This is a genomic window from Paracoccus methylovorus, assembly GCF_016919705.1.
Classification (GTDB): Bacteria; Pseudomonadota; Alphaproteobacteria; order Rhodobacterales; family Rhodobacteraceae; genus Paracoccus; species Paracoccus methylovorus.
The window spans coordinates 200257-222679 of sequence record NZ_CP070372.1 but is presented as its reverse complement, the minus strand read 5'-3'; the positions used below and the strand labels follow the sequence as shown (position 1 = coordinate 222679).

Genomic DNA, 22423 nt, shown 5'->3' with positions numbered 1-22423 from the left:
ATTATTTCCAAAATCACAGGATTACCTCGATAAGATTCGGTCCCGGCTCCACAAGACGACGGCGCAGTGCTACGATCAGCTCCTCGCAGTCATGCACCCGCTCTGCCGGAACACCCATGCTTTGCGACATGGCAACGAAATCCAGCGTCGGATTGTCGATAGACAGCATCGCACGAGCCTTTTCCCCAGGCATTCCGGCGCCAACACCTGCGAATTCCTGCTGCAAGATCTGATAAGCACGGTTGGCGAAGATGATGGCAGTGACGTCCAGACCTTCCCGCGCCTGCGTCCACAGGGTCTGCGGCATATACATGGCACAGCCGTCACCCGACAGGCTGATGACCCGACGGTCGGGACAGGCAATCGCAGCCCCCGTTGCCACAGGCATGCCGAAGCCGATCGAGCCGCCCATGTTTTGCAGCCAATCATGTGGACGGGCACCTGCCGTGAGGCCAAAGCTTTCGCGCCCGGTGGTCACCGATTCATCGACGATGATCGCGTTTTCCGGGATAAGTTGCGCCAGAATCTGCGCGATGCTGACCGGGTTCAGTGCACCTGACGGCAGGCCGTCCTCACCTTGCTGCTGGCGTCGCATATGCTGTGGTCGGGCACCCACGGCATCGGCCAGCGCACGAAGCGCAGCGACACTGCTAAGCCCCCGCGGCGACAATTCGGTCACCTGCGTCTCGGGGTGCTTCATCTGGCTGGGCTTGTTGGGATATGCGAAGAAGGATACCGGTTCGCGGGTCTCTACCGTAACGATCTGGCGATAATCTGCCAGCATATTCAATGCTGCATCGACATTATACGGAATTCGCAACGCGGTGACGCGCCCCGCCCCACGCTCGGTCCGCGCGCTAAAGAATTGCGTCGCAAGCGTCGCCCCGGTACGGCCCGCGATCTGACCGGCAAGCTCCAGCGCTTCACCGCGGATCGTCTGGCCGCCTATCAACAACATGGATTTCTGTCCCGACAGCAGCGCGCGCGCCGCCGCCTCGACCGCGTCGAAATCGACGGGGTCCTCCTGCGCGGCGGCACTCAGGCTGGCCACGACGCCGCCTTCGTTCCAAGCCGTATCACCTGGCAGGATAAGCGAAGCTATACCCGAGCGTCGCGCCACCTCTATTGCTTTGGCCGCATCTGCACCAATGGCATTCGCCCCACGCGACGTATGAACCCAATCCGACAGCGGCCGTGCCAATCCTTCAATATCCGAGGCCAATGGTGCGTCGAATTCCAGATGCCAGGTCGCATGTTCACCGATCACGTTGACCATGCCTGAGGCTGCCTTGCGGGCGTTGTGAACATTCGACAGTCCATTCGCCAGTCCCGGTCCAAGGTGCAGCAGAGTCGAGGCCGGCTTTCCCGTCATGCGGTAATAGCCGTCTGCCGCGCCGGTCGCGCTGCCCTCGAACAGCACGAGAATCGAACGCATGCCCTGAGTCCGGTCAAGTGCCGATACAAAATGCATCTCGGAGGTGCCGGGGTTGGCAAAGCAGACTTCCACCCCCGCACCGACGAGGGTTCTTACCAGGCTTTCCGCGCCGTTCATCTTTTTCTCCCTTGCGATTGGGCAGGACAGGACGGCCGTACCGCCCCCGACTTCGGACGTTCAGGTCTTGCCGATGGCGGCGTTGACCCGCGGCATCACTTCCTCGGCCATCAGTTGCATTGATCGCTTGGCAAGAGCCGGGTCCACCCAGTCCATACCGGCATAGACCAACTCGCCGAAGTCACCTATCTGCTCGCGCAATGCGAGGATCTGGTCCACCACGCTGTTCACCGTGCCCCGGATCACCAGCTTGTCCAGAACATAGTCCAGCGTGATCTCCGCATCCGGCTGTTCACGAGCTTCCTTGAAGAGAGGAAGACGGCCGATCTTGGCAAACTTGGTCAGCATCTGGTTGTAATAGAATCGATACGGGCTGTTCGCATCGGCGCCGGCATAGCGCTGCGCGGTCCCCTCATCATCCGCCACGAAGATCGTTCGCGCCACACGCCAGTCAGAGGGGTTGGCCACTTGTCCGATGGATTCCTTGCCCTGCACATAATTGTCCCAGTGCGTCTTGGCCCACTTCGCTTGCAGGAAGTTGGCCGAAAGCGGGTGGAAATCACGCTTGCCCATTAGAATAACCCCGGGAGAAAACGGCGCGACGACCGTTCCGACGATTTCCGGGCGCGGCTGCTGATAGGGCTGGCCCAGATGACCTATCCCCATTTCCAGCCAGGCGGTCTGCTCGGTGGTGACTTTGAAGCGGTTGTCGGGCAGGTCGATCCTGTAGGGCGCCTCACGGTTCCAAATTTCCAGGATCACGTCGATAGCTTCGGCAAACATCTTGCCGCGATCCTCGTCCAACTGGCCAAGCGCTTCGGCATCGGATCGAAGGTTGCCCGGACTGATGCCGAAAATGAACCGCCCCTTAGACATATGATCGAACATCGCGGCATTCGAGGCGATCAGCGTCGGGTGCATATAGGAAAGATTCGTGGTCCCGGTGGCCAGCTTGATATTTTTCGTCGCATGGATCAGCGAGGCTTGGAACAGCATGCTGGAGGTAATGTTTTCGACCCTATCGGTCAGGTGCTCGCCTATGAAGGCGTCATAGAAGCCCAGTTCATCGGCCAAAATCACGGCCGCGCGGTCTTCATCCAGCGTGTCGGCCCAAGCACGTTGCTGCGGATGCATGGGCATGGCGAAATAGCCGAGTCTCATATCGTCTCTCCTGCTCGGTCGAGGGTTCAGGACTCTTGAACGATGATTTCGACGAACCGCTCCGGGTCGTCGATCATCGGAAAGTGTCCGCAGTTTTCGATAATGTGGGTGGTGGTGCCCTTCAGGACCGCGTGGAATTTTTCATTCTTTCCCACGGTCGGGCTGCGATCTCCAAAAACAAGCACTTGGTTGTTAGGAAATTTCTTCAGGTCCGCGGCGATATCATATTCGCGCAGCGCCCACATGACACTCAGGCACGTTTTCGATCCGGCCTTGGCGCGATCAATGTTCCAGCGCAGCATCAGTTCGGACGTGAGGTCCCGTAGGCGAGGGGCAACCTTTTCGTGGCTTTGGGTCACCGGAGCATAGTTTGCCTCGGTGTTGTGCCAATTGTTCTTCCATTCCTCGGGCGAGCGGAAAGGACATTCGACGACGAAGATCTTCGAGAACCGTTCGGGGTAATGTGCACCAAGCGCCACACAGATCGCACCGCCGATTGAAGCCCCCGCGACCACGACCTCGTCCAGCTCCAGCCGGTCCATCATCTCGATCACGATGTCAGCATATTGCTTTACGCTGATATGGCGCGACAATGGATCACTGTCGCCCTGCCCCGGCATGTCCCAGGCATAAACCTTGAATTTCCTGGCCAGGGGTTCGATCACATGTTCATATTCATAGGCCGATCCACCATTGCTGTGCAGAAGCAGCAGCGGCGTCCCGGTTCCAGCCGCCAAAAGATGGATGCGGCCCTGCGACGTTTCAACAAAGATATCCTGCATCTCAGCCTCCGCTTGGTTTTCTTCACTTGATATAACCAAGCCTGTTGCGCTCCGAAATTGCAGCAGTTAGAATATCATTTGTGAATATTTTTCCGATAATGTAGGAACGGCAGCATGAACAAATTCGCCGCGTTCCAATGCTTCGTGGCAGTCTGCGAACAGGGCAGCTTCACCTCTGCGGCCAAGAAACTTAACACATCGGCCTCGACGGTAACCAAGACCATCAGTCGGCTTGAGGATGAATTACGGGTAAGGCTGTTCAACCGGACCACCCGTCAACTGGCCCTGACTGAACCGGGACAAGAGCTGTTCGACCGCGTCAAGAAGATACTTGTCGACCTCAGCGATGCAGAAAGCGCGATGCGTGTGGCCAGCAAGACAGTGCAGGGTACCGTGCGTCTTGTCGTGCCGAACTTGTTTGGGCGACTGACGCTTATTCCGGCACTTAGGGAGTTTTTCGAACGATATCCCGACGTGCAATTGCAAATTCATTTCAGCGATCGGCATGTTGACCTGATCGAGCAAGGTTACGACCTGGGCGTTCACACGGGCGAATTGGCCGATACAAGCTTCATACGCCGTCAGTTGACGCGCGGGCCTATGATCACGGCAGCATCGCCGATCTATCTGGAAAAATACGGCACGCCGCAAAAGCCCGAAGATCTGCTGCACCATAATTGCATTCATGGCCGATTTGGGTTGGATTGGACGTTCAAAAACGAACAATCTGGACGCCAGCGCATCCGTGTTTCAGGAAATCTGGCAGTCTATAACGGCGATGCGCTGCGCGAGGCTGCAGTAATGGGAATGGGGATCGTCCATTCCTCCTGGTGGGCTTTGCGGCATGACCTGATGGCGGGTCGGCTGATCCCGGTACTGGAGCCCTATCAGGTCGCAGGCCATGCGGTTTCCGTCATCTTTCCTGCCGGTCGACACCTTCCTGCACGGGTAAGGGTGTTGATCGATTTTTTGATAGAGATCACCGCATCCGGCGGCGATAAAACCGCCCCGTAGTCCCCGAACTAAAAACCAAGGAAACGAAAGGGTTGATGCTGGCAGGCGGGATCCGCGCCGGGCTCTGATGATGTGACCGCCCCCGACGGGGCCAGCGTACCAAGGTGGGTCAGCGAGGATCCACATACGGGGAACGGGCATGTCATCAGAACCCACGACATAATCTCATCACTCTTTTAAAGAATATTTATTAATTAATTCAATTAAATAATGCGTATTGACCGCCATATAATGCTATTCTGCGGATCACGCCCGCATCCCCACTTTACCCACCATCATTCCCGGCAAGGCCCGCTTATCACGACTCTCGAGAGCTGCGCCGCACAACCGCACCGTCCCAAGTCTCTATGGTCGAAACTACAGGTCGCGCTTCAGCCTGCACTTCGGATCGCAAGCAAGATCATGTGGCCGGAAAACCTCGCTCCGCCCTGACGACAACGCTCGGCCACAAGACCCACCGCATCCGAGGGCCTCGACGGCGATCTCTTGCGCGGCCAGAAGCCCGGCCTACTACTGTTGCGATGGCCTGTCGTGGCAGCTCATAGCCCCGCGTCAGGCCCGCACGATCTGGGCTAGAGCCTCGCTCGCAAAGATAGCCGGCATTCGCCGCTATCAGCCGGAAAACAATGCGCTGGCCTGCCGGGGGCCCGTCAGGTCAGCCTGCGTCAGAAACGGCACGAAGACATTGGTATCCGAGGCGATCATCGACCCCCTGCCCTCGCGCCGCAAGATGCCGGCCAGTTCCACAACCGGGCGCGCCTGCATCAGCCGCTCCATCCAGGGCCACATGCCGCAGCCAGTCGCCGGGCGCAAAATCCAGCACCTGCCGGACCGATTTCGGCAAGGTGCTCTGACCCTTGATGGAGCAGCGGACCCTGTCTGCCGACACCCCAACGCGTTTTCGCACTACGTAATCGCGTCGCTTTGGTAAAAACGCGGCTGGTTTCGCTGCGAAACCCGTTACTTCTCAAGAAGAGCCCGGATATCAGAGAGCAGGCTGTCCATCACTTCATCGCTCAGGTCGTCGCCCTCAAGCCGCAGAAGGTGGGCGTTGCCGTCCCTGCCCCGCCTGATCTCAACGCCGTTGCTCGTCCGCATCGTCATCCCGTCGATCCATCCTTGCGGCGCGGGTTTCGAGCGCGGGCGCCCTCCTCGTCCGGCATCGCGCGGCTCGTTTTCGACCGATTGCAGCACCGGCTCGATCAAGGCCCATTCAGCGTCCGCATCATCGGGAATCCGCAGCGACAAGGCTTGTCGAAGACGTGCCTCGGCCCCGTTGCGCAAGGCGGCGGACAGGCGCAGGCCGCTTCTTTCCGTCAGGGCCTCGGGAAAACGCAGCATATCGCCCAGTTCCTCGAATATCAGGGCAAAGGACCGTACCTTGGAGCGCTTGGCCTTCGAGCCGGTGGCAAACAGCTTGTTCACCGCCTCTTCGGTATTGGCGAAAGCGCCCTGATTGGCGGCGATGACGGCGATGCGGCCCCGCTCGAAATGGCTGAGTTCCTCGCGGACCTCGTTTTCCTCGACCATGGCGACAAAGGCCTCGTCAGCTTCGGTGCGCGGCCGGATAAGCGCACGGATCCGGCTGTGCTTTTCGGCCTGCGTCAGATCGTAGAGCGCCCGCACCGCATGCAGACGACGATAGCCCGAAAGCAAACCGTAGCGCCGCCCCTGCCCCTCCGGCACGACCATTTCAAAGACCTCAATGGGCAAACGCAGACCGTGCGCGGCGATGGACAGGCGCAGTTCCTGCATGTCCTCTTCGCTCATCACCATGCGGTCGCGGATCATCGCGCCCTCGTCGATCTGATCAACGGGCAGTTCGGCGATCAACAGCCCCTGTTCCTGCGCCGAGTGCAGCCGAGCGGCGTCCGCCTCGACCTTGGCGCGGGCGGCGCGAACATCGGCGCTTTCGACGGTGGACAGTGCGGCGCTGTCGGCGGCGACCTGAGCGATGGGTGCGATGCCTCGGCCCAAGGCGGGACGATCAGAGGTTTCGCTGCGAAACTGCTCCTCGATCCGGTCCAGATCCGCGCTGCTGGGGGTTTCCAACCTTCTGCGCTTAGCCATGGGCCTGCTCCTTCGCCTGCGCCGCCTCTTCTGCGGTTTTGACCTGAAGATCGCGCCACCAAGTGCCCAGAATAAGCTCTTTCACCTCTGCCCAGGTGCGATCAAATGTCTCACGGCCGCGCACATAGGTTTCGCGGTTGAACTCGCGATAGTCGGCCTCGTAGATGCCGTTCACCTGCTCCCCCGCCTGACCGACCATAGCGGTCAGCTCTTGTCGATAGGTGGTCATGAAATCGCCGAAATAGGCTTGGATGACGTTGGCCAGATCGGTCTGCTGGCTGGCGTCAAAGCGGGTGACGATCGCCCGCACGGCATCCCATTCAAAGCGCATCTCGGGCAAGCCGTCGCGGCGGCGGGCGGCGTTTTCGCCTTCTTCGACGCTGGCGAAGGTCGAATAGAGCATGTCGAAGAAACGTCCGGTCGAGTCGAATTCCAGAAACGAGGCGCCAAGCGGGACCAGCAGAATATCGGCCGCCGCAAGCGCGTTGATGGTCAGGTAGCCAAGCGCCGGCGGCGTGTCGATGATGATGATGTCGTAGTTGTCGACGACGCGGTCGTTCACCAGTGCGTTGCCAAGCGCATCCCACAGCGGCCAGCCGCGCAGGCCCATGCGCCAGACCGGGACCTGAAACTCGGCCCAGTAGAGATTGAGCTGCGCACCCAGCAAGTCGATGTTCGGCCAATGCGTTTTCTGAATCAGGTCCGGGGCGGAAATGTTCAGAGCCTCGGTCAAGGTCTCGTCGAAGGGCAGGGGGGGCTGACCCGCCGCCTCGCGCACCCGGTTTTCGTCCTGCAGCGCCAGAGCGTAATCCTTGGCCAGAAGCGGAAAGGCGGTGGACCATTCATCGGCGATCTTGCCGCCCATGATCGAGGTCATGCTGCCCTGGCTGTCGAGGTCGATCACCAGCACCTTGTAGCCGTCCAGGGCCGCCGACATGGCCAGATGCGCAGCGGTCGAGGTCTTGCCCACGCCGCCCTTGAAATTGGCCACGGCGATGATCTTGGCCGGCAGACCCTCGGGGCGCCAGGGGCGGTATTCCCGGCCGGCCGCGCCCTCGGCCGCAAAATGGTCACGCAGGCGCAACACGTCTTCGAGGCTGAACCATTTCGAATTGCCCTCGCCCGTGCCTTGCGGCAGGTCGGGGTTCTTGAGCAGCACGCGGCGGAAATGCGCGGGCGCCACCGGGATGAGATAGCGGCAGACCTCCCAAGTGGAGAACCGGCGCAAACGCTTGCGGCCGTCCGGGGCATAGCCGCGCTCGGCCAGATCCTGACGCCCGCGCGCGGCGAAGGCGGCGGCTTTTGCGAATCGGGCGGTGTCGATAGGGTCGGAAAGACGCTCGGCCGCCTTTGCCGGGTTGATGTTGAAATAGGGGGGGAGGGGGTCCTTGCCTGAGGACATATCACTACCTCTGCGATGTGCTGCTTCGATGTGTGTTTGGGCGAAACTATTACACGTCATCGCTCACAAGGGAATCACCTTCCGAGGTTTCGCAGCGAAATCCCTGAAATTTATCGGAAAGCAGCAACATATAGTTTGTGATTCCTTTCAGTTCTTTAGAATCTTTAGCACTGTAAATTCCATTAATTTCAGACTGATACCGCAAGTTCGGTACCCGTTTTCAGGCTGATGGGCACCCGTCTGCGGGATGAAGGGCACCCGAATCCGGGAATTGCGGCACCGATTCGCAGGAAATGAGGTTTCCATCAGCGGGATGGGCCCGGATGTGCGGTTTTCGCCAGATTTCTGCCTGAAAGCAGCCCTCCGACATCCTGCAAACGGGTGCCTTTCCGAGTGCTATTGCGCAAAGGCACCCATCTACGGGAGCGGGTCACGCGATCAACGGGGACCCGGATAGTTGTTGTCGGAAGGTACCTTATCCGTCATAATCCGGGTAACGATAAAAGGGCAGGGCGATGGACGATATCCCTCGCGATCAGCTTTCAGGCGCGCTGCGCCGGGGGGCGGTCAAGAAACACGTGGCGGCGATCCATGTTTCGGGCAAGTTGACGCTTCTGCAGCGCAAGCTGTCGAATGTGCTGCTGCTGAATGCCTATGACACGCTGATCAGCCGCTCTCGTCACCAGATCGACGCGCGGACCCTGTGCCTGATGATCGGCTATAACAGCAACGACATGGACACGCTGAAACAGTCGTTGCGTGGTCTGGCTGAAACGGTGGCGGAATGGGACATGCTGGACGGCAAGGGCCAGCAGGAATGGGGCGTGTCCAGCCTGCTGAGCTATGCCAAGCTGAAAGGCGGGATCTGCGAATACGCCTATTCCCCGGCGCTGGCGGAAAAACTGCATGATCCAAAGGTTTTTGCGCTGATCAACCTGAATATCCAGCGCCGCTTTACCTCGGGTCACGCGCTGGCGCTTTACGAGAATTGCTATCGCTTCGTCAGGACCGGCTCGACGGGGTGGTGGCCGCTGGATCTGTTCCGCCGGCTGATGGGGGTCGAGGGCTCGGCCTATTACGAGACTTTCAAGCACCTGAATGCCAAGGTCATCAAGCCCGCCGTGGACGAGGTGAACCGCACCAGCAACATCCTTGTCACGCCCGAGACGCGCAAGCAGGGCAGGGCGGTCACCGATATCCGCTTTCGCATCAAGGAAAACCCGCAACTGGCGATCCTGGATATGGACGACGGCGAGGGGATGCGGCACGGCGCGGTCTATGCCCGGCTGCGGGATCTGGGGGTCAGCGACCGGCTGGCGCGTCAATGGCTGTCCGCGCATGGCGAAGAGCAGGTGCTGGAAAAGCTGGACTACGTCGAGGCGCGCAAGAACGTAAAAAGCAAGCTGGGCTATCTGACCGCCGCGCTGGAGGGTAATTTCGGCGCAGTGGCCGACAGGGCAGGGGAGGCCGCCCCCAGTCCGCGGGCCGAGCGGTTGCGCCGCATCCTGGAGGCGGTCAAGGCGCGCACCCCGACCCAGCGCGACGCCGACAAGCGGTTGTTTCTGGCGCAGCTTTCCGACGCGGCCATGCGTGATGATTTCGAAAAGCACGGCTGGATGTCGCCGCTGAACAGCACCCGCATCGCCGCCTTTTGGGAGGAGATGTCGCCGGGTTTGCTGGAGGGACTGGAGGAGGTTTGAGGCAAGAAGGTATTTCTATATCGCCAATTAGTATTTTTTCTTGAGATTATTGCATACTTGACCTTTACTTGCCGTCAGCATGCGGGCGGGCTCTATGGGCTGCCCGGACCTTATAGCCGGACGGATGGACTATGACCGAACATATCCCGAACTCAGTCCTGATCATCGGGGCGGGGCAGGCCGCCAGCCAATTAGCGATCAGCCTTCGCCAAAAGAAATTCACGGGCTCGGTCACGCTGATCGGAGACGAGCCCTATTTGCCCTATAGCCGGCCGCCGCTGTCCAAGACCTATTTCAAGGACGGCCAGCCAGAGCGGCTGCTGCTGCGCCGGCAGGAGTTTTACGACACGAATGCGATTTCCGTCAGGACGGGGACCAAGGATATCGTACCTTTGATAGTGCAGTGATGATCTGCGGTGCAGTCCCCACCTTATACGTTCGCAGGAACATTTCTCGATACCCATCGTTGAGCGGCATGAAGAGGAGGCGAACATGACCGATCATGACGATCACGTTGAGAAATTCTGGAGCCGGCTCGGCGGCATAAACTCCGGCATGCTGGGCTTGATGGAAGACGCCCGACTTGTGCCCATGTCGCATTATGCCGAAGCCGAAGCCGGCAGGCTGTGGTTCATCACTGCCAAGGGAACGGATCTCGCCGGATCTCTGGCCGCTGGGGGCAAGGATGCCGTGCATGTGGTCGCCGATGAAGGAAAAGGGCTTTTCGCCCGCATCCATGGCAGGCTGGCACTGTCCGATGACCGTGCCAAGCTTGACGAGCTGTGGAATGCCGTGGCCTCCAGTTGGTTCGAAGACGGCAAGCAGGACGAGGATATCCAGCTTTTGCGGTTCGATCTCTCCGAAGCCGAGGCTTGGGTGACGGGTGGCAGCCTGTCGTTCATCTACCAGATAGCGAAGTCCAAGGTCACCGGCGACAAACCCGATATGGGAGAGCATTTCTCCCTCTCCTTCTAAAACTCGCCCGATGGCTCGTCTTCATGGCATTACTTGCCGTTATGCACGGCAGCGCCGTGTTGCGATCGGTCGCCGGGCTGCGGAAATTGGGCGAACGAACCGTCCCCGACCCTTTACCAGCGCCAGGTTCTGGGGCTCTGGATCGCCGTGAGTTGGAGGGGCCACAAAACAATCCGGGGGACTTTTTGGGCCCGACCACGGGCGCCAAATTCTGGCTCTCGGTGATGAACGAGCTGAAGAGCTTTCCCGAAACCATTACTGCCACATTTCCCGAGGCGATGGTCCAGACATGCGTCGTGCATCTGGTTCGCCACAGCCTGAACTTCCGCTCATGGACGGACCGAAAGGCGGGAAAACAGCCCCCCGGACTGTCTTCTGATCCTCCTCATTCCGCAAATCCATCAAGACGAGAGGCTCGTTCCCGACGGACGATGCCGCCCCGAAGCTGATCTTTCTGGCGACCCGGAGCTTCGAGAAAAGATGGCCGCAACGTGATAAAGGCCCGGGAAGCTTGCGACAGAACCTCTGGACCATCTCGCCAGGGCGCGCAGCGACTGTTTCCCGTTCGCGGAAAAATGCCCTGCCAAGATCGGGGGAATTTCCCCGAAGACAAGAACGACAATCAATGCTCAACTTCCTTGACGTGGGAGGCTGGTCGGCAGGTCGGACGGCTCTGTAAGCTGCCGCAATCAAGAAGTTTCGATGGAGAAGCAGGGAAAACCAACTTATGAGATTGGCAAAGATCATGTCATGGCGCCCGGCCGCTTCGGAAATGTTTTCCAAGGGTCGCTGGCGGCAAAGCGACAGCTTCGCAGCCCAGCCCAAGGCGAGCGTGGTGTGGCATGTCGAACAGCCAAGCGTATGTTGCCACACGGGGGCGAATCCGCACAAACAAGCAGTGTCGAGATGTTGTTTTCTCGCCGACCGTCGGAATGTGGATCCATGTCCTTACTTACAAACTGGAGGATCAGCATGATCGGGAAATTCGTCGCCACAACGCTTCTTGCAACTGGCATGGCACTCTCTGTGTCAGCCCAGCCCGCACCCTTGGAGGAATTATTCCTTGAAGTGGCCGCAGGTCAGGATGGGAAACCCACGATTTCGCAAGACGAATTCCGGCTTGCGAAAAATGAATACTACCGCCTCAACTTCGTTTGCGCGGATGATGCCGATGGCACGGGGTTTCAATTCGAGTCCGTGTCTTTGCTATCAAATTCACATCTGAGAGTTGTCAGCGCCGAAGGCCAGGAGATTCATATGCAAGGGCTGAGCTTTCATGCCCTCCAATGTGATGAAGCCGGAACAATACGGTTCAGCTTTTATCCTGTCCGTTCCGGCACATTCGAGTTCACCGTGCAAGATCACGCAGAACCTGCCAATATCATCAAGGGCAGATTTGTGGTCGAATAGGAGATCTGCGGGATGAGAGAAGAAACCTAAAAATTATTGTAAATACGATGGTTAACATGCGCAAGGGGTTGACCGTCAGCGCCGCTCTTGCCTTGATCGTATTGCCGGCCCATGGAGAGAGGGTATCGTCACCGACTCTCGACCGGGGTATTGCCGCGACGCTTGAGATGCCTGAAGGAGAAGGCCAGTTTCCCGCCGTATTGATGTTCCACGGCCTGGGCTCGAGCCGCGATGAGGTCGGGCTGATATTTGCCGATAGCGCAAAGGCACTGGCCGCGAATGGCATTGCCTCGCTCAGGATCGACTTTCGCGGCTTTGGCAAATCAGACGGAGATACGGGCGCATTCACGTTGGAGCGGCAGAACGAGGACGCGGCGATAGCACTGCAGGCGCTTGCCGCGATGGACCAGATTGATGCCGGGCACATCGGTGTGATGGGCTTTTCCTTTGGTGCGGGGGCTGCCATCGAATTGGCTGCGGCACGACCGGATGCGATCAAGTCGCTTGTCGTGTGGGCGCCGGTGGGCAATTACCACGACGACATGCTGGACAGCATGGGCCAGCGCGCCTTTGACCTTGCGGCGCAGGATGGAGTCGTCGGGCTGGATCTGGGCTGGCGGACCATGGCGTTGAAGCAGGGTTTTTTCGACAGCCTGAACGGGCACGACCTGCTGGCGGCGCTGCTGGCCTATGACGGGCCGTTTATGACGGTGAACGGTAGCGACGATCCTTATCGCAAATACACCCCCGCGCTGATGGAAGCAGCAGCAAGCGCAGACAAGCAGGCGCTGGTGATCGAGGGTGGCGATCATGTATTCCACGTCTACACCCCCAGCCGTTCGATGGCTGGGCAGGTCATCGATGCGACCGTCGAGCGGTTCAAGGCCACACTGGGCGAGGCGCGTTAAGCCCGGACAGATTGCGGTCAACTGCCGCTTTCGGCTGCAGCCTTGATGCCGGCCAAGGCGTCGTCGACGTATTTTTCCATGGCTGCGACGGCTGCCTCGTCGCTGAAACGCTCTTCGGGCTCGTTGGTCGTATCGGCGCGAAAGAAACTGGCCTGCCACGCGACGCTTGCCCCGTCACCGTCCGGGGCCACCGTGATGCTGTTGGTATAGAAGCTGATGGGGAACACCTCGATGTCCTCCTTGGACAGCCGCCAGCGGATCGTCATCTTTTCGGCGCTGATGTCGTCGATGCCATCGACCAGCGTGCCCCCTGTCTTGAACTCGATTATGCGCTTGGCGCCTGCACCCTCACCCTCCATGCTGGCTGTGGCGATCGCCGATTGCCATGTCGTGATAGAGGCCGGATCGGCCAGCACCGCCCAGACATTCTCCGGCGGCGCGGCCACCTTGATGCTGCGCGACAATTGCTGGGGCGTCGGACCATGGGCCAGCAGTGGGTTCGCCACCAGTGCCGCCATCGCCGAGGCAAGCAGGGTTCTGCGGTTCATCATATGATCTCCTTCCTTGCGTGAAACGGGGTGGAAAGCAGCGCGGCCAGCAACGCGGCCAAGGCCAAGGCGCCCAGAACGGGCGACAGGCTGCGGCGGGTGGTGACCTCTCGTGCCGGGGCATGGGCGTCCAGCGCCGCCTCCAAGGCCGCAGGTCCGTCCGACAGACGCGCAAAGCCCATGCCGCGTTCGCCTGCAAGCTGCGTCAGGTAATCCCCGCGCATCGCCGAAAGATGTTCCGACCCCTCCAGATCAGCTTCGCCATAGGGGTTGTTGCGCGGATGAAAGCCGGGCCGATCCGCCGCATCCGTCGGCGGGGCACCGATGCGGGAGGGCGCGTGCTGCACGTCTTCGGAACCGTAAAAACCGGTCTCACGCCCCAGATCGTCGAATTTCGGGATCGGCGCGGGCTCATTGCCGCCCGCGCCAAGGATCACACCGCCCAGACTGTCTTCATGCCAGCCCTCGGGGCCCGAATAGGGCAGGGGCGGCGCCTCGTGTCCGTCGGTGATAAAGACCAGCGCGGCATCCAGCCCCCGCGCCCGGTTCAGCGCGTGATTTAACGCCTTGGACACCATGCTGTCGCCTTCCCAGGCCATGCGCCATTCCAGACCGGCCAGCGTCCCGGTCAACGCGGCATAATCGGTGCAGATCTCGACCGGTTCAATCAGCGTCAGGCTGCGGCGTTCGGTAAAGAAGCCAAGGCCGACCCGCGTCCCGCAAGGCTGGCTGGCGATCCAGCGCGTCAGCACATCCCGCGTTGCATCCAGCCGCGAGACGCCGTCCATGTCGCGCACATTCATCGAACGGGTAATGTCCACGACGATCAGCGCATCGCGCAGCTCGCGCCGGCCCTCCATGCCCGGGCCTATGGCGGCAATCAGGGCCAGTCCGGCTGCCAGCGCCGGCAGGATGGCGCGGGCCACGGTCATGGCTCGCCTCGGGGCAGGCCCGGCAGGTCCGTCCACAGCCGGCGCGGCTGGGTGTCGGGGTTTTCGTCGCCATCCTGCCCCTCGCGCGGCAGATCCCGGACCAGACGCATAGCCAGCTCCAGATTCACCTTGGCGTCGAAATTGCCGGGGTAGGCGCGCAGCGCCTCGCGATAGGACGCCTTGGCGAGGTTGATCAGCGCCGTGGCGTCGTCGATGCGGTTGGCCTCGATCCGCTCGAACCCCATCCGCATCCGCGAATTGCCGATGGCATAGTGATATTCGGATACCAGCCCCGGCGGGGCGGCCGCCAGTCCGCCCGACAACGCCTCGGCGTCATGCGGCCGGTCGCGCAGCATCATGTAAAGCGCGCGGGCATGGGCGGCGCGCGGGTCGGCAGCGTCCCGCAACGCGATATCGCGGCCACCGGCAAGGCTGCGAATGGCGCGGTTGTCGACCGTCACGCCCCATAACTGCCAGCCCGACCACAGCACCGCCGCACCCGCAAGCGCGACCCAGACCAGCAGCGCGAAAAAACCCAGCCTTCTCATGTCGTGACCAGTAAAGGGGCGGGACGACGGGGCGCATAGCGCCGTTCCAGCCAGCGCGCGGCGGCAAGCGCGGCACAGGAAATTGAGGCCAGCAGATAGCAAGCCCAAGCCAGATCGCGGCGCGGCACGGGACGGCGCGTCAGGATGGGGCGGGATTCCATGCGGTCGATTTCGGTCACGGCGGCCTCGACTGCACCCGGGCTGTCGGCCTCGAAGGCGTAATAGGGCAGGCGCAGGCTTTGCAAAAAGATGTGCAGATGCCGTTCGGGGCGCAGATGTGGCGTATCGCCCTGTCCGGGTTCGGGCACCTCGAATATGCCCTTTGCGCCCTTGGTCCGCAGGTAGAGCCAGTAGATATTCACCTGCTGGCGCGCGGCAAGATTGCGCAGCGCGGTCTGCACCTCGGGCGCGATGACGGCTGCGCCGTCGCTGACCAACACCACGGCACGCGCGTCGCTGGCCGATGCCTCGCCCGCCATCTCCAGCGCCAGTGTCAGTCCGCGCCCGACATCGGTCTGGGACAGGCCCGGCTCGGCCATCGCGGCGACGGCGGCGGCAATGGCGGTGCGGCTTTCGGTCATCGGCAGAACCAGCATCGGGGCAGTGGAAAAGGCGGCGATGCCGATGCGGTCATCGGGACGGCGCGCGATGAAATCCAGCAGGATGCGCCGCGCCGCACTGGCCTTGCTTTCGTTGTCCCCCTGCGGGGAACGTCCCGCGAAAGTATCGTCCATGCTGGAAGAGCGGTCGATCAGCAACACGAGATTCGTCCCGATCCCGCGATAGGCGACGCTGCCACCCCGCAGATAGGGCTGCGCAAGGCCTAGGATCAGCGCGGCCAACGCCAGCATCGCCAGCGCGATCAGCGCCGGGCCGACCGTGCGTCCCCCGACTGCGCGCAGGTCCAGACGCGGCACGGCGGATGCACCCAGCCAGCGAATGGCCAGCGGCAGCAGCGCCACCGGCAGGGCGAACAAAGCTGGCGCATGGGCAAATCCGATCATCGCCTGCCCCGCTCGATCGCCGCCAAATCGCGGGCAAGCTGCGGTATGTCCTGCGCGGCTCCCGGCCCCATCCCAAAGAAGGCAGCATCCGATGCCTCGAAAAAGTCGCGCAACCGCCGGGCCAGCGGAGCGAATTGCGGTGCTGCTGTCAGGAAGCGATCAAGATCCGCCCCGATCAGCACCTGCCCAAAGCTTTGGTCAAAGGCACGGTGCAGGGCGTGACGGGCCTGCGGTTCGGGCAGGCGCGCAACGGTGCGGGCGGCACGGGTGAACGGGCGCGCGGGACGGCGGTGGAACGGGAACCAGCCCTGTTGCCAGGCCAGCGCCAACAGGCCCACCATCATGGCCAGCACTGCCGCCAGCAGCCGCAATTGCGGGGGCACCGGATCGATCAGGTGAAACGGCGGGTCGGGCTGCAATTGCTTAGCGGTCGAGGGTGCAAGGATCGGGCGGATCGGCGAGGTGACATAGCGAAAGCCCGGCAGTTCCAGCCCCGTGCCATCCGCGAGCCTGATCGCCGACGGCGGCACCCGTCTTTCGCTGGGTTCCAGGGCAGAGTAGAAATTTTGCCAGCGCAGGGTCAGCTCGGTGCCGCCGGGAATGTCGCGCTGCGCTACCTCGCGCAGGTCCAGCCAGTAATCCACCGCCCTTGGACGGGGCAGCGAGGCTGGGTCCGGCACGCCTGTAATGCGGATGCGCTGCACCAACTCGTCGCCCAGCCACCAGCCATAAGGGCGCGGGTTTTCGGCCTGCTGCGCAAAGGCGGGCAGCGGCAGCAGGGCCAGCGCCAGCCATCTCACAGCGGAGCCTCGGAAACCGAGACGGCCAATTGCGCCACATCGATGCTGTCGGTGATCTCGATGGGCGAAAGGCCGTGTTCCGCAAAAGTGCGGCGCAGGGCGGTATGGCGGTTGGCGGTCGCCTGTGCCTGTCGCGTGGCCCAACGCGGCGTGGTCAGCACGGTGCGGCGGCGGCCGGTTTCGGGGTCGCGGACCTCGGCCAGCCCAAGCTGCGGGGGCGGCGCATCAAGCCCGCTGTCGCGCAGCCAGATTGGCAGTACAGCTCGCGGGCGCAGGATCGTCAGCAGCGCGGCCAGTTCGTCCTGCGCAAGTTCGAAATCCGAAATCAACACGACAAGGACACGTTCCCGCGGCAGTTCATGCGCCATGACGGTCAGCGCATTGGTGCCGCGTCCTGCGGGCTCAAGCGGCAGTTCCAGCAACTCTGGGGCAAGGCTGCGCCGCGTCGGAGGTTGGTCGTGCAGTACCCGGTCGCCCGCGCAGACGGTCAGGGAAAACAGATCGCGCGCGCACCTTGCGGCCTGTGCAAAGCCCGCGGCCAGCAGTCGCGCAAGGCCCAGACGGTCCGCCCGCGCCACCGCGCCCAGCGAGGCCGAGGCATCCAGCGCCACATGCAGCCGCAGGTCGGTGCGGGTCTGAAAACGCCTGACATGCAGCGCCCCCAGCGGATCCATGACCGAACGGCGCAGGTCCAGGCGTCTGGGGTCGGGATGCGCCAGCAGGGGGGCGATGTCGGCAAAGTTTTCACCCGCGCCGCGCATCCGGCCTGCATGGCTGCCGCTGCGCAAACCCGGCAGCCCCTGCGCCAGCCGCCAGGCAAGAGCATCGAACAGGTGCAACTGGGCGTTCATGCCGGGACCGGGATCTTGGCAAAGGCGGCGTCGATCAGCGCCGGAACCAGCGCATCGCGTCGCGGCTCATAGGCAGGGGCAAGAAAGATGCGATGCGCCATGACAGGGGCCAGAACGGCACGCACATCCTGCGGCAGGACGGCATTACGGCCCTCGATCCAGGCGCCGGCCCGGGCGGCGCGGACCAGATATTGCATACCGCGAGGGCTGATGCCGCCCCGGATCAGGCGGGCGGCATCAGCGCCCTCCAGCACCAGATCCGCCGAGGCCGGATGACGCAGTGCCTCGCACAGGTCGAAGACATAGCGTTGCAACGCCGGGCTCGCGTGGATACCGCTCTGGATGGAGGCTGCCAGATCGTTCAGCCCGCGATAGCGCAGCATGCCCTGACCCACACTGGCAATCAGCGTGGTGGTGTCATGGAAGCGCGGCTCGAAGGCCAACGCCACGCGATCCTCGGGCGCGGCGGGGGCATCGACGGCGATTTCCATCAGGAAGCGGTCACGGGCGGCGGCGGGCAGCTCGAATGTCTCGTCGCGCTCGATCTGGTTGCGGTCGGCAAAGACCTGCAGATGCGGGAAATGAAATTCGCGCCGGAATGCCGACAGGCTGCGCTCGGCCATCAAGCGCAAAAGCAGCGCGTGGACCTGCGGGCGGGCGCGATTGATTTCATTGAAAAAGAAGACCGCAAGATCCTCGCCTTGCTCCAGAACCGGGCCGGGCTCGATGCGCGGGCGGCCGTCCTCGGCTATGTGGGCGGCATAGATCAGGTCGGTCGGCAGCAGGTCCACCGTGCCCTCGACCCGGGCATAGGGGCCGCCAAGCGCGCGGGCCATGGCGCGCAAAAGCGTGGTCTTGCCGGTTCCGACATCGCCCGCCAGCAGCACATGGCCGCGGCACAGCGCCGAGATCAGCAGCAGGCGTATGCTCCGGGTCTGTCCCAGAACGACACCGTTCAGCGCCTTTTCGGCGTCGCGGAACCGCACACGCCAGTCGGAAATATTGCTATCCATGATCCGTCCCGATTGACGCGCTGCGCGTGGTCTGGAGACACGCGCAGCGCCCCCAGCCCGCTTATTCGGCGGGCGGAGCCTTGGTTTCGTCGTATCCGTCGATTTTTTTCACGTCATATTCAAACTTGCCGGTGTTTTTCATGTTCCAGACCCGCCATTCGTTGCGGGCGTCCATGATGGCCAGCGACTCGCCCTGTTTCGACAGTTCGGCCGGATCGTGCTGCGGATCGTATTTCGAGCCCTCGACCGTTGCGGGATAGTCGGGCTTGGGCTCCCAGCAATTGCCGGGGGCCTTGCAGTTGGTGCCGTCATAGGCCAGCGCCGGAGTGCCAATGGCAAGGGCGGCGATCGTCAGGGTCAGGATGCGTTTCATGCTGTCTCCTCCTTCTGGGTCGGGCCGGGCGAGGGGGCCGCCCGGCGGTTGGCGTTCACGAATTGTCGTCATCTGACGACTTGGGTTGGAACGGCTTGAAGCCTGCTTTCTGCTCTTCGGTCAGCCAGGCGGCGTCCTTGGGGTCGTCCGTGTAAAGGTGGCGGACCCAGGCCATGGTCTTGAGCATCTCGTCCAATGTAAGGCTGCCCCACATAGGGCCCATCTGTCCGGTCGCGCCGCCATAGAGGGTCGAGAACAGCCCGACATCCTCTTCGTTGCTGGGATAGGTCCAATAGGCATCGTTCAGGCCCGGACCGATCTTGCCCTCGGCATAGTGGCCATGGCAGCCCGAGCACATGCCGGCGAACAGTTCCTCGCCCTCGGGCAGGACCGCGAGGTCTTCGTTATAGATGTTCTCGCCGGTTTCCATGAAATGCTTCACGGCCTCGGTGTCGCGGCCTTCCTCCATGGCGTCATCGAAGCTCAGCGGTGAGCCGTCGATGATGTTGAAGAACTGTGGGGCTGCCATTGCCGCGACTGGGACAAGCGTCGCCAGCACCCATGCGGCAAGGATCTTGGGCTTCGTCATTCCATTTCCTTCAGCTTGACGGCAGCAGGGGAATGCCTTCGTCGGCCAGGATGGCCTCGATTTTCTTGCTACCGGATTGCAGAGCCTGTTCGATGGGCTCAAGAAGCTCGGGGTGGGTCTTGGACACACCGACCGACTGCGAATATTGCAGCGGGATGATGACCCCGTCCGAGCGTTCGATTTCATTGGTGATCAGCGTCATCCGCAAAGGCACGCGAGAGTCGCGGACATAGCGCGCCGCCTCGGGGGCAAAGACGATGGCCAGATCGGCGCCGCCGTCCGAAACCTCCGAGACGACCCGGTTGGCTTCGACCTGCGTGTATTTGTTGCGGCGATCCTCGAAATTGGTCAGCGAAGCCTGATAGATCAGGTTGTATTCATAGCGGCCAGTATATTTCAGGATCGTTTCGGCCGGAGAGTGCAGGCGATAGGCAAAAGTGTTGAAGCCGTCCTGGTCCACGTCCTGCCATTTGTCGCCTTCGAAGTTGCGGTCCTGCCGCGTGATGAAAGCATAGCCCGAGCGGTAATAGGGGTTGCTGGTCAGCAGGCGCGGGTCGTCCGCATCGACACCCACCAGCACGTCGCACAGATCCTTGTCGATACCGTCGCGAACCAGATAGATCGCTTCCTTTTCCAGCATCACCAGTTCAAGCCTTGCGCCCATCTCATCGGCCAGCACCTGGGCTATCCTGTTTTCGAAGCCCGTGCCGTCGGCTTGGGAAAAAGGCGCATCCTTGGTCGAGGCACAGACCCGCAGGGACGTCGTGTCGGCCAAAGCGGGCGAGGCAAGGGTCAAGGCCGCCACCCCCGCCCCGCAAATCCGCAGGAAATCCATGTTCATTTCGGTTTCTCCAGACTGAATAGGTCAATCAGGCAGGCCCGCAGGGAAGGAAGACGGCGGGCCCGCCTGCCGCGTCAGGTGGGTTCGCCCGGCGCGTATTCGCCCACGTTCGGGTCGGAATAGGGGCTTTCGCCGTCGATCGAGAACACCATTACGCCGCCGCCCATCTGGGTGAATTCCTGCAGACGCTTGAAGGCGCCCACCGAACCCAGCCCGGCAGTCGGGTCGGCAAGGTCAAAGACCAGACCCACGCCCGGCCAGCCGCCGACGCCATACATGATCGCGACATATTGGCGCCCGTCGTGCTTGTAGGTCATGGGATGGCCGATGACGCCGGAAGGCAGCTTGAACTTCCACAGCAGATCACCCGTGTCGCTGTCGCGCGCCTTGATGAAGCCGTCCAGCGTGCCATAGAAGGTCAGCCCGCCCGCCGTCGTCATGGTGCCGCCCCAGACCGAGAAGCGTTCCATCTTTTCCCATTTCATCTCGCCCGAAATGGCGTCATAGGCCTTGATCTGGCCCAGACCCAGCGCGTTCTGGCGGTCGCCCTTTGGCCCCGGATACATGGTCAGTGTCGCACCGACGAAGAACTGGCCGGCACGATAGGGCAGCATGAACGGTTCCCAATCCATGCAGATATGGTTGATGCCCAGCATGAACAGCTTGCGCTCGGGGTCGTAGCTGTCATGGCCCTGGTTGTGATAGCCCATGGCCGAGGGACAGATGTCGCGCGCCTTGTGGTCCATACGGGTGCCGAATTCGGGGTCGCGCACCGGCAGGCCGGTATCCAGCTGCACCTCTTTGACCCAGTTCACCGTGTCGTCCATCTTGTCGGCCGAGATCAGGTCGCCGTTGGTGCGGTCCAGCGTATAGACGATGCCGTTGCGGTCCGGATGGGTCAGCATCTTGCGCATCTGACCCTGTTTGTCCTCTTGCTCGGACAGCATCATGACGTTGACGCCGGCATAGTCCCATTCGTCATGCGGGGTCTTTTGATAGGCGAACTTCGCCTCGCCGGTGGTTGCCTCGCGGCCCCAGATCGCCATGGTCCACTTGTTGTCGCCCGGACGCATGGTCTCGTTCCAGGGCGCGGGGTTGCCCGAGCCGTAATAGAACAGGTCCACCTCGGGGTCATAGGCATACCAGCCCCAGTTGGTGCCGCCGCCGATTTTCCAGGCGTCGCCCTCCCACGTCTCGGTGCCCAGATTCTTCTGGCCGTAATGCGGGTTCGGGGCGTTGAAGTCTTCGGCCAGCAACAGTTCGTCATCCGGGCCGGTGGCAAAGGCGCGCCAGCGCATCTCGCCGGTCTTGACGTCATAGGCGGTCACATAGCCGCGCACACCCAGTTCCGCGCCCGATGAGCCGACCAGCACCATGTCCTTGACGACATAGGGTGCGATGGTCAGCGTCGAGCCGACCTTGATGTCCGAGTTCTCCATGATCCAGCGGGTCTCGCCGGTCTCGGCATCCATGGCGACGATATGGCCGTCAAGCTGGGTGCGGAAGATCAGCGGCTGCACGTCGCCGTCGCCCGGCCAATAGGCCAGCCCCCGGTTCACCACGTCGCAGCAGGCCACGGTCCGGGCGGTCGGGTTCTGCTTGGGCTTGTTCTGCCACAAGATATTGCCCGGCTCGTTCAGATCCAGCGCGAATGTCGTGTTGGGAAAGGGCGTATGGACGAACATCTTGTCGCCGACGACCAGCGGAGTGCCTTCGTGTCCATGCAGCACGCCGGTCGAAAAGGACCAGGCGGGTCGCAGCTGCTTGACGTTCTCTTTGTTGATGTCGGTCATTTCGGAATAGTTCTGCGCGTTGTAATCGCGCCCCGTCATGACCCAGTTTGCCGGGTCCTTGGCCAGTTCGACCAACTGGTCGTTGGCGGTTGCTGGTGCAGTGGTCAGGATGGCAAGGCCCATGGCGACGGTCATCGCAAGGTATGACGCGCCCTTT

The 22423-nt window shown here is 61.7% G+C and carries 23 protein-coding genes and 1 pseudogene; 7 read left to right on the top strand and 17 right to left on the bottom strand.

Features of this window, described 5'->3' with window-relative positions:
- Window positions 1-13 precede the first annotated feature (13 nt).
- From JWJ88_RS21595 to JWJ88_RS21585, 3 genes are read right to left on the bottom strand one after another with little or no spacing between them, the layout of a single operon-like run.
- Window positions 14-1552 (bottom strand): acetolactate synthase large subunit, encoded by a 1539-nt coding sequence (locus JWJ88_RS21595; RefSeq protein ID WP_205297018.1) that lies wholly within the window; start codon window positions 1550-1552, stop codon window positions 14-16.
- Between the two features lie 60 nt (window positions 1553-1612).
- Window positions 1613-2713 carry an LLM class flavin-dependent oxidoreductase gene (locus JWJ88_RS21590; RefSeq protein WP_205297017.1) on the bottom strand — a complete coding sequence of 367 codons (1101 nt, stop codon included), beginning with the start codon at window positions 2711-2713 and terminating at the stop codon, window positions 1613-1615.
- Window positions 2714-2739: 26 nt separating this feature from the next.
- On the bottom strand, window positions 2740-3495 hold the full coding sequence (locus JWJ88_RS21585; protein WP_205297016.1) for an alpha/beta fold hydrolase: 756 nt from the start codon (window positions 3493-3495) through the stop codon (window positions 2740-2742).
- A gap of 114 nt (window positions 3496-3609) precedes the next feature.
- Here JWJ88_RS21585 and JWJ88_RS21580 point away from each other — a divergent pair, with 114 nt between their 5' ends.
- Window positions 3610-4509 carry a LysR family transcriptional regulator gene (locus JWJ88_RS21580; RefSeq protein ID WP_205297015.1) on the top strand — a complete coding sequence of 300 codons (900 nt, stop codon included), beginning with the start codon at window positions 3610-3612 and terminating at the stop codon, window positions 4507-4509.
- Window positions 4510-5121: 612 nt separating this feature from the next.
- Here JWJ88_RS21580 and JWJ88_RS21575 read toward each other — a convergent pair.
- The 3 genes from JWJ88_RS21575 to JWJ88_RS21565 form a co-directional block, all read right to left on the bottom strand.
- A complete protein-coding gene (locus JWJ88_RS21575) occupies window positions 5122-5274 on the bottom strand; it encodes a hypothetical protein (RefSeq protein ID WP_205297014.1) in 153 nt (50 codons plus the stop codon).
- A 195-nt stretch (window positions 5275-5469) separates the two neighbouring features.
- The gene (locus JWJ88_RS21570; RefSeq protein ID WP_205297013.1) at window positions 5470-6579 is read right to left on the bottom strand and encodes a ParB/RepB/Spo0J family partition protein; all 1110 of its coding nucleotides are present in this window, start codon (window positions 6577-6579) and stop codon (window positions 5470-5472) included.
- On the bottom strand, window positions 6572-7981 hold the full coding sequence (locus JWJ88_RS21565; protein WP_205297012.1) for an AAA family ATPase: 1410 nt from the start codon (window positions 7979-7981) through the stop codon (window positions 6572-6574). The genes JWJ88_RS21570 and JWJ88_RS21565 overlap by 8 nt, the downstream gene beginning before the upstream one ends.
- A 515-nt stretch (window positions 7982-8496) precedes the next feature.
- On the opposite strand from JWJ88_RS21565, the gene JWJ88_RS21560 reads away from it, so the two are divergent.
- From JWJ88_RS21560 to JWJ88_RS21535, 6 genes and pseudogenes are all read left to right on the top strand, one after another.
- Entirely contained in the window at window positions 8497-9681 is a 1185-nt protein-coding gene (locus JWJ88_RS21560) for a replication initiation protein (protein ID WP_205297011.1), read from the top strand.
- 131 nt (window positions 9682-9812) lie between these two features.
- A complete protein-coding gene (locus tag JWJ88_RS21555; protein ID WP_205297010.1) occupies window positions 9813-10088 on the top strand; it encodes an FAD-dependent oxidoreductase in 276 nt (91 codons plus the stop codon).
- Between the two features lie 85 nt (window positions 10089-10173).
- The gene (locus JWJ88_RS21550) at window positions 10174-10656 is read left to right on the top strand and encodes a pyridoxamine 5'-phosphate oxidase family protein (protein ID WP_205297009.1); all 483 of its coding nucleotides are present in this window, start codon (window positions 10174-10176) and stop codon (window positions 10654-10656) included.
- Window positions 10657-10811: 155 nt separating this feature from the next.
- Window positions 10812-11134: pseudogene (locus JWJ88_RS22260) on the top strand (transposase); the annotation flags it as partial.
- 224 nt (window positions 11135-11358) lie between these two features.
- Window positions 11359-12066 carry a hypothetical protein gene (locus tag JWJ88_RS21950; protein WP_240200389.1) on the top strand — a complete coding sequence of 236 codons (708 nt, stop codon included), beginning with the start codon at window positions 11359-11361 and terminating at the stop codon, window positions 12064-12066.
- A 56-nt stretch (window positions 12067-12122) separates the two neighbouring features.
- The gene (locus tag JWJ88_RS21535; protein ID WP_205297008.1) at window positions 12123-12974 is read left to right on the top strand and encodes an alpha/beta hydrolase family protein; all 852 of its coding nucleotides are present in this window, start codon (window positions 12123-12125) and stop codon (window positions 12972-12974) included.
- Between the two features lie 17 nt (window positions 12975-12991).
- On the opposite strand, the gene JWJ88_RS21530 is transcribed toward JWJ88_RS21535, so the two are convergent.
- The 11 genes from JWJ88_RS21530 to JWJ88_RS21480 all read right to left on the bottom strand — a co-directional run bounded on the left by JWJ88_RS21530 (window position 12992) and on the right by JWJ88_RS21480 (window position 22401).
- Window positions 12992-13522, bottom strand: a complete 531-nt coding sequence (locus JWJ88_RS21530; protein ID WP_240200388.1) for an SRPBCC family protein — start codon at window positions 13520-13522, stop codon at window positions 12992-12994.
- Entirely contained in the window at window positions 13522-14454 is a 933-nt protein-coding gene (locus JWJ88_RS21525; protein WP_240200387.1) for a VWA domain-containing protein, read from the bottom strand. The genes JWJ88_RS21530 and JWJ88_RS21525 overlap by 1 nt, the downstream gene beginning before the upstream one ends.
- A complete protein-coding gene (locus tag JWJ88_RS21520) occupies window positions 14451-15002 on the bottom strand; it encodes a hypothetical protein (protein WP_205297005.1) in 552 nt (183 codons plus the stop codon). The genes JWJ88_RS21525 and JWJ88_RS21520 overlap by 4 nt, the downstream gene beginning before the upstream one ends.
- Window positions 14999-16006, bottom strand: a complete 1008-nt coding sequence (locus JWJ88_RS21515; protein WP_205297004.1) for a vWA domain-containing protein — start codon at window positions 16004-16006, stop codon at window positions 14999-15001. The genes JWJ88_RS21520 and JWJ88_RS21515 overlap by 4 nt, the downstream gene beginning before the upstream one ends.
- Entirely contained in the window at window positions 16003-16806 is an 804-nt protein-coding gene (locus tag JWJ88_RS21510; RefSeq protein ID WP_205297003.1) for a nonribosomal peptide synthetase MxaA, read from the bottom strand. The genes JWJ88_RS21515 and JWJ88_RS21510 overlap by 4 nt, the downstream gene beginning before the upstream one ends.
- Window positions 16803-17657, bottom strand: coding sequence for a DUF58 domain-containing protein (locus JWJ88_RS21505; RefSeq protein ID WP_205297002.1), 855 nt, complete (start codon window positions 17655-17657; stop codon window positions 16803-16805). The genes JWJ88_RS21510 and JWJ88_RS21505 overlap by 4 nt, the downstream gene beginning before the upstream one ends.
- Window positions 17654-18670 carry an AAA family ATPase gene (locus JWJ88_RS21500; protein ID WP_205297001.1) on the bottom strand — a complete coding sequence of 339 codons (1017 nt, stop codon included), beginning with the start codon at window positions 18668-18670 and terminating at the stop codon, window positions 17654-17656. The genes JWJ88_RS21505 and JWJ88_RS21500 overlap by 4 nt, the downstream gene beginning before the upstream one ends.
- A gap of 61 nt (window positions 18671-18731) precedes the next feature.
- On the bottom strand, window positions 18732-19043 hold the full coding sequence (locus JWJ88_RS21495; protein ID WP_205297000.1) for a methanol dehydrogenase [cytochrome c] subunit: 312 nt from the start codon (window positions 19041-19043) through the stop codon (window positions 18732-18734).
- Between the two features lie 55 nt (window positions 19044-19098).
- A complete protein-coding gene (gene moxG / locus JWJ88_RS21490) occupies window positions 19099-19632 on the bottom strand; it encodes a cytochrome c(L), periplasmic (protein WP_205296999.1) in 534 nt (177 codons plus the stop codon).
- A gap of 10 nt (window positions 19633-19642) precedes the next feature.
- Window positions 19643-20473 (bottom strand): methanol oxidation system protein MoxJ, encoded by an 831-nt coding sequence (gene moxJ, locus JWJ88_RS21485; RefSeq protein WP_205296998.1) that lies wholly within the window; start codon window positions 20471-20473, stop codon window positions 19643-19645.
- A gap of 74 nt (window positions 20474-20547) precedes the next feature.
- Window positions 20548-22401: a methanol/ethanol family PQQ-dependent dehydrogenase gene (locus tag JWJ88_RS21480; protein ID WP_240200403.1), complete on the bottom strand. Its 1854-nt coding sequence runs from the start codon at window positions 22399-22401 to the stop codon at window positions 20548-20550.
- Window positions 22402-22423 lie beyond the last annotated feature (22 nt).

Coding starts and splice junctions, on each gene's coding strand:
- JWJ88_RS21595 (WP_205297018.1), bottom strand. CDS start 1,552: ATGAACGGCGCGGAAAGCCTGGTAAGAACCCTCGTCGGTGCGGGGGTG.
- JWJ88_RS21590 (WP_205297017.1), bottom strand. CDS start 2,713: ATGAGACTCGGCTATTTCGCCATGCCCATGCATCCGCAGCAACGTGCT.
- JWJ88_RS21585 (WP_205297016.1), bottom strand. CDS start 3,495: ATGCAGGATATCTTTGTTGAAACGTCGCAGGGCCGCATCCATCTTTTG.
- JWJ88_RS21580 (WP_205297015.1), top strand. CDS start 3,610: ATGAACAAATTCGCCGCGTTCCAATGCTTCGTGGCAGTCTGCGAACAG.
- JWJ88_RS21575 (WP_205297014.1), bottom strand. CDS start 5,274: ATGCAGGCGCGCCCGGTTGTGGAACTGGCCGGCATCTTGCGGCGCGAG.
- JWJ88_RS21570 (WP_205297013.1), bottom strand. CDS start 6,579: ATGGCTAAGCGCAGAAGGTTGGAAACCCCCAGCAGCGCGGATCTGGAC.
- JWJ88_RS21565 (WP_205297012.1), bottom strand. CDS start 7,981: ATGTCCTCAGGCAAGGACCCCCTCCCCCCCTATTTCAACATCAACCCG.
- JWJ88_RS21560 (WP_205297011.1), top strand. CDS start 8,497: ATGGACGATATCCCTCGCGATCAGCTTTCAGGCGCGCTGCGCCGGGGG.
- JWJ88_RS21555 (WP_205297010.1), top strand. CDS start 9,813: ATGACCGAACATATCCCGAACTCAGTCCTGATCATCGGGGCGGGGCAG.
- JWJ88_RS21550 (WP_205297009.1), top strand. CDS start 10,174: ATGACCGATCATGACGATCACGTTGAGAAATTCTGGAGCCGGCTCGGC.
- JWJ88_RS21950 (WP_240200389.1), top strand. CDS start 11,359: ATGGAGAAGCAGGGAAAACCAACTTATGAGATTGGCAAAGATCATGTC.
- JWJ88_RS21535 (WP_205297008.1), top strand. CDS start 12,123: ATGCGCAAGGGGTTGACCGTCAGCGCCGCTCTTGCCTTGATCGTATTG.
- JWJ88_RS21530 (WP_240200388.1), bottom strand. CDS start 13,522: ATGAACCGCAGAACCCTGCTTGCCTCGGCGATGGCGGCACTGGTGGCG.
- JWJ88_RS21525 (WP_240200387.1), bottom strand. CDS start 14,454: ATGACCGTGGCCCGCGCCATCCTGCCGGCGCTGGCAGCCGGACTGGCC.
- JWJ88_RS21520 (WP_205297005.1), bottom strand. CDS start 15,002: ATGAGAAGGCTGGGTTTTTTCGCGCTGCTGGTCTGGGTCGCGCTTGCG.
- JWJ88_RS21515 (WP_205297004.1), bottom strand. CDS start 16,006: ATGATCGGATTTGCCCATGCGCCAGCTTTGTTCGCCCTGCCGGTGGCG.
- JWJ88_RS21505 (WP_205297002.1), bottom strand. CDS start 17,657: ATGAACGCCCAGTTGCACCTGTTCGATGCTCTTGCCTGGCGGCTGGCG.
- JWJ88_RS21500 (WP_205297001.1), bottom strand. CDS start 18,670: ATGGATAGCAATATTTCCGACTGGCGTGTGCGGTTCCGCGACGCCGAA.
- JWJ88_RS21495 (WP_205297000.1), bottom strand. CDS start 19,043: ATGAAACGCATCCTGACCCTGACGATCGCCGCCCTTGCCATTGGCACT.
- moxG (WP_205296999.1), bottom strand. CDS start 19,632: ATGACGAAGCCCAAGATCCTTGCCGCATGGGTGCTGGCGACGCTTGTC.
- moxJ (WP_205296998.1), bottom strand. CDS start 20,473: ATGAACATGGATTTCCTGCGGATTTGCGGGGCGGGGGTGGCGGCCTTG.
- JWJ88_RS21480 (WP_240200403.1), bottom strand. CDS start 22,401: ATGACCGTCGCCATGGGCCTTGCCATCCTGACCACTGCACCAGCAACC.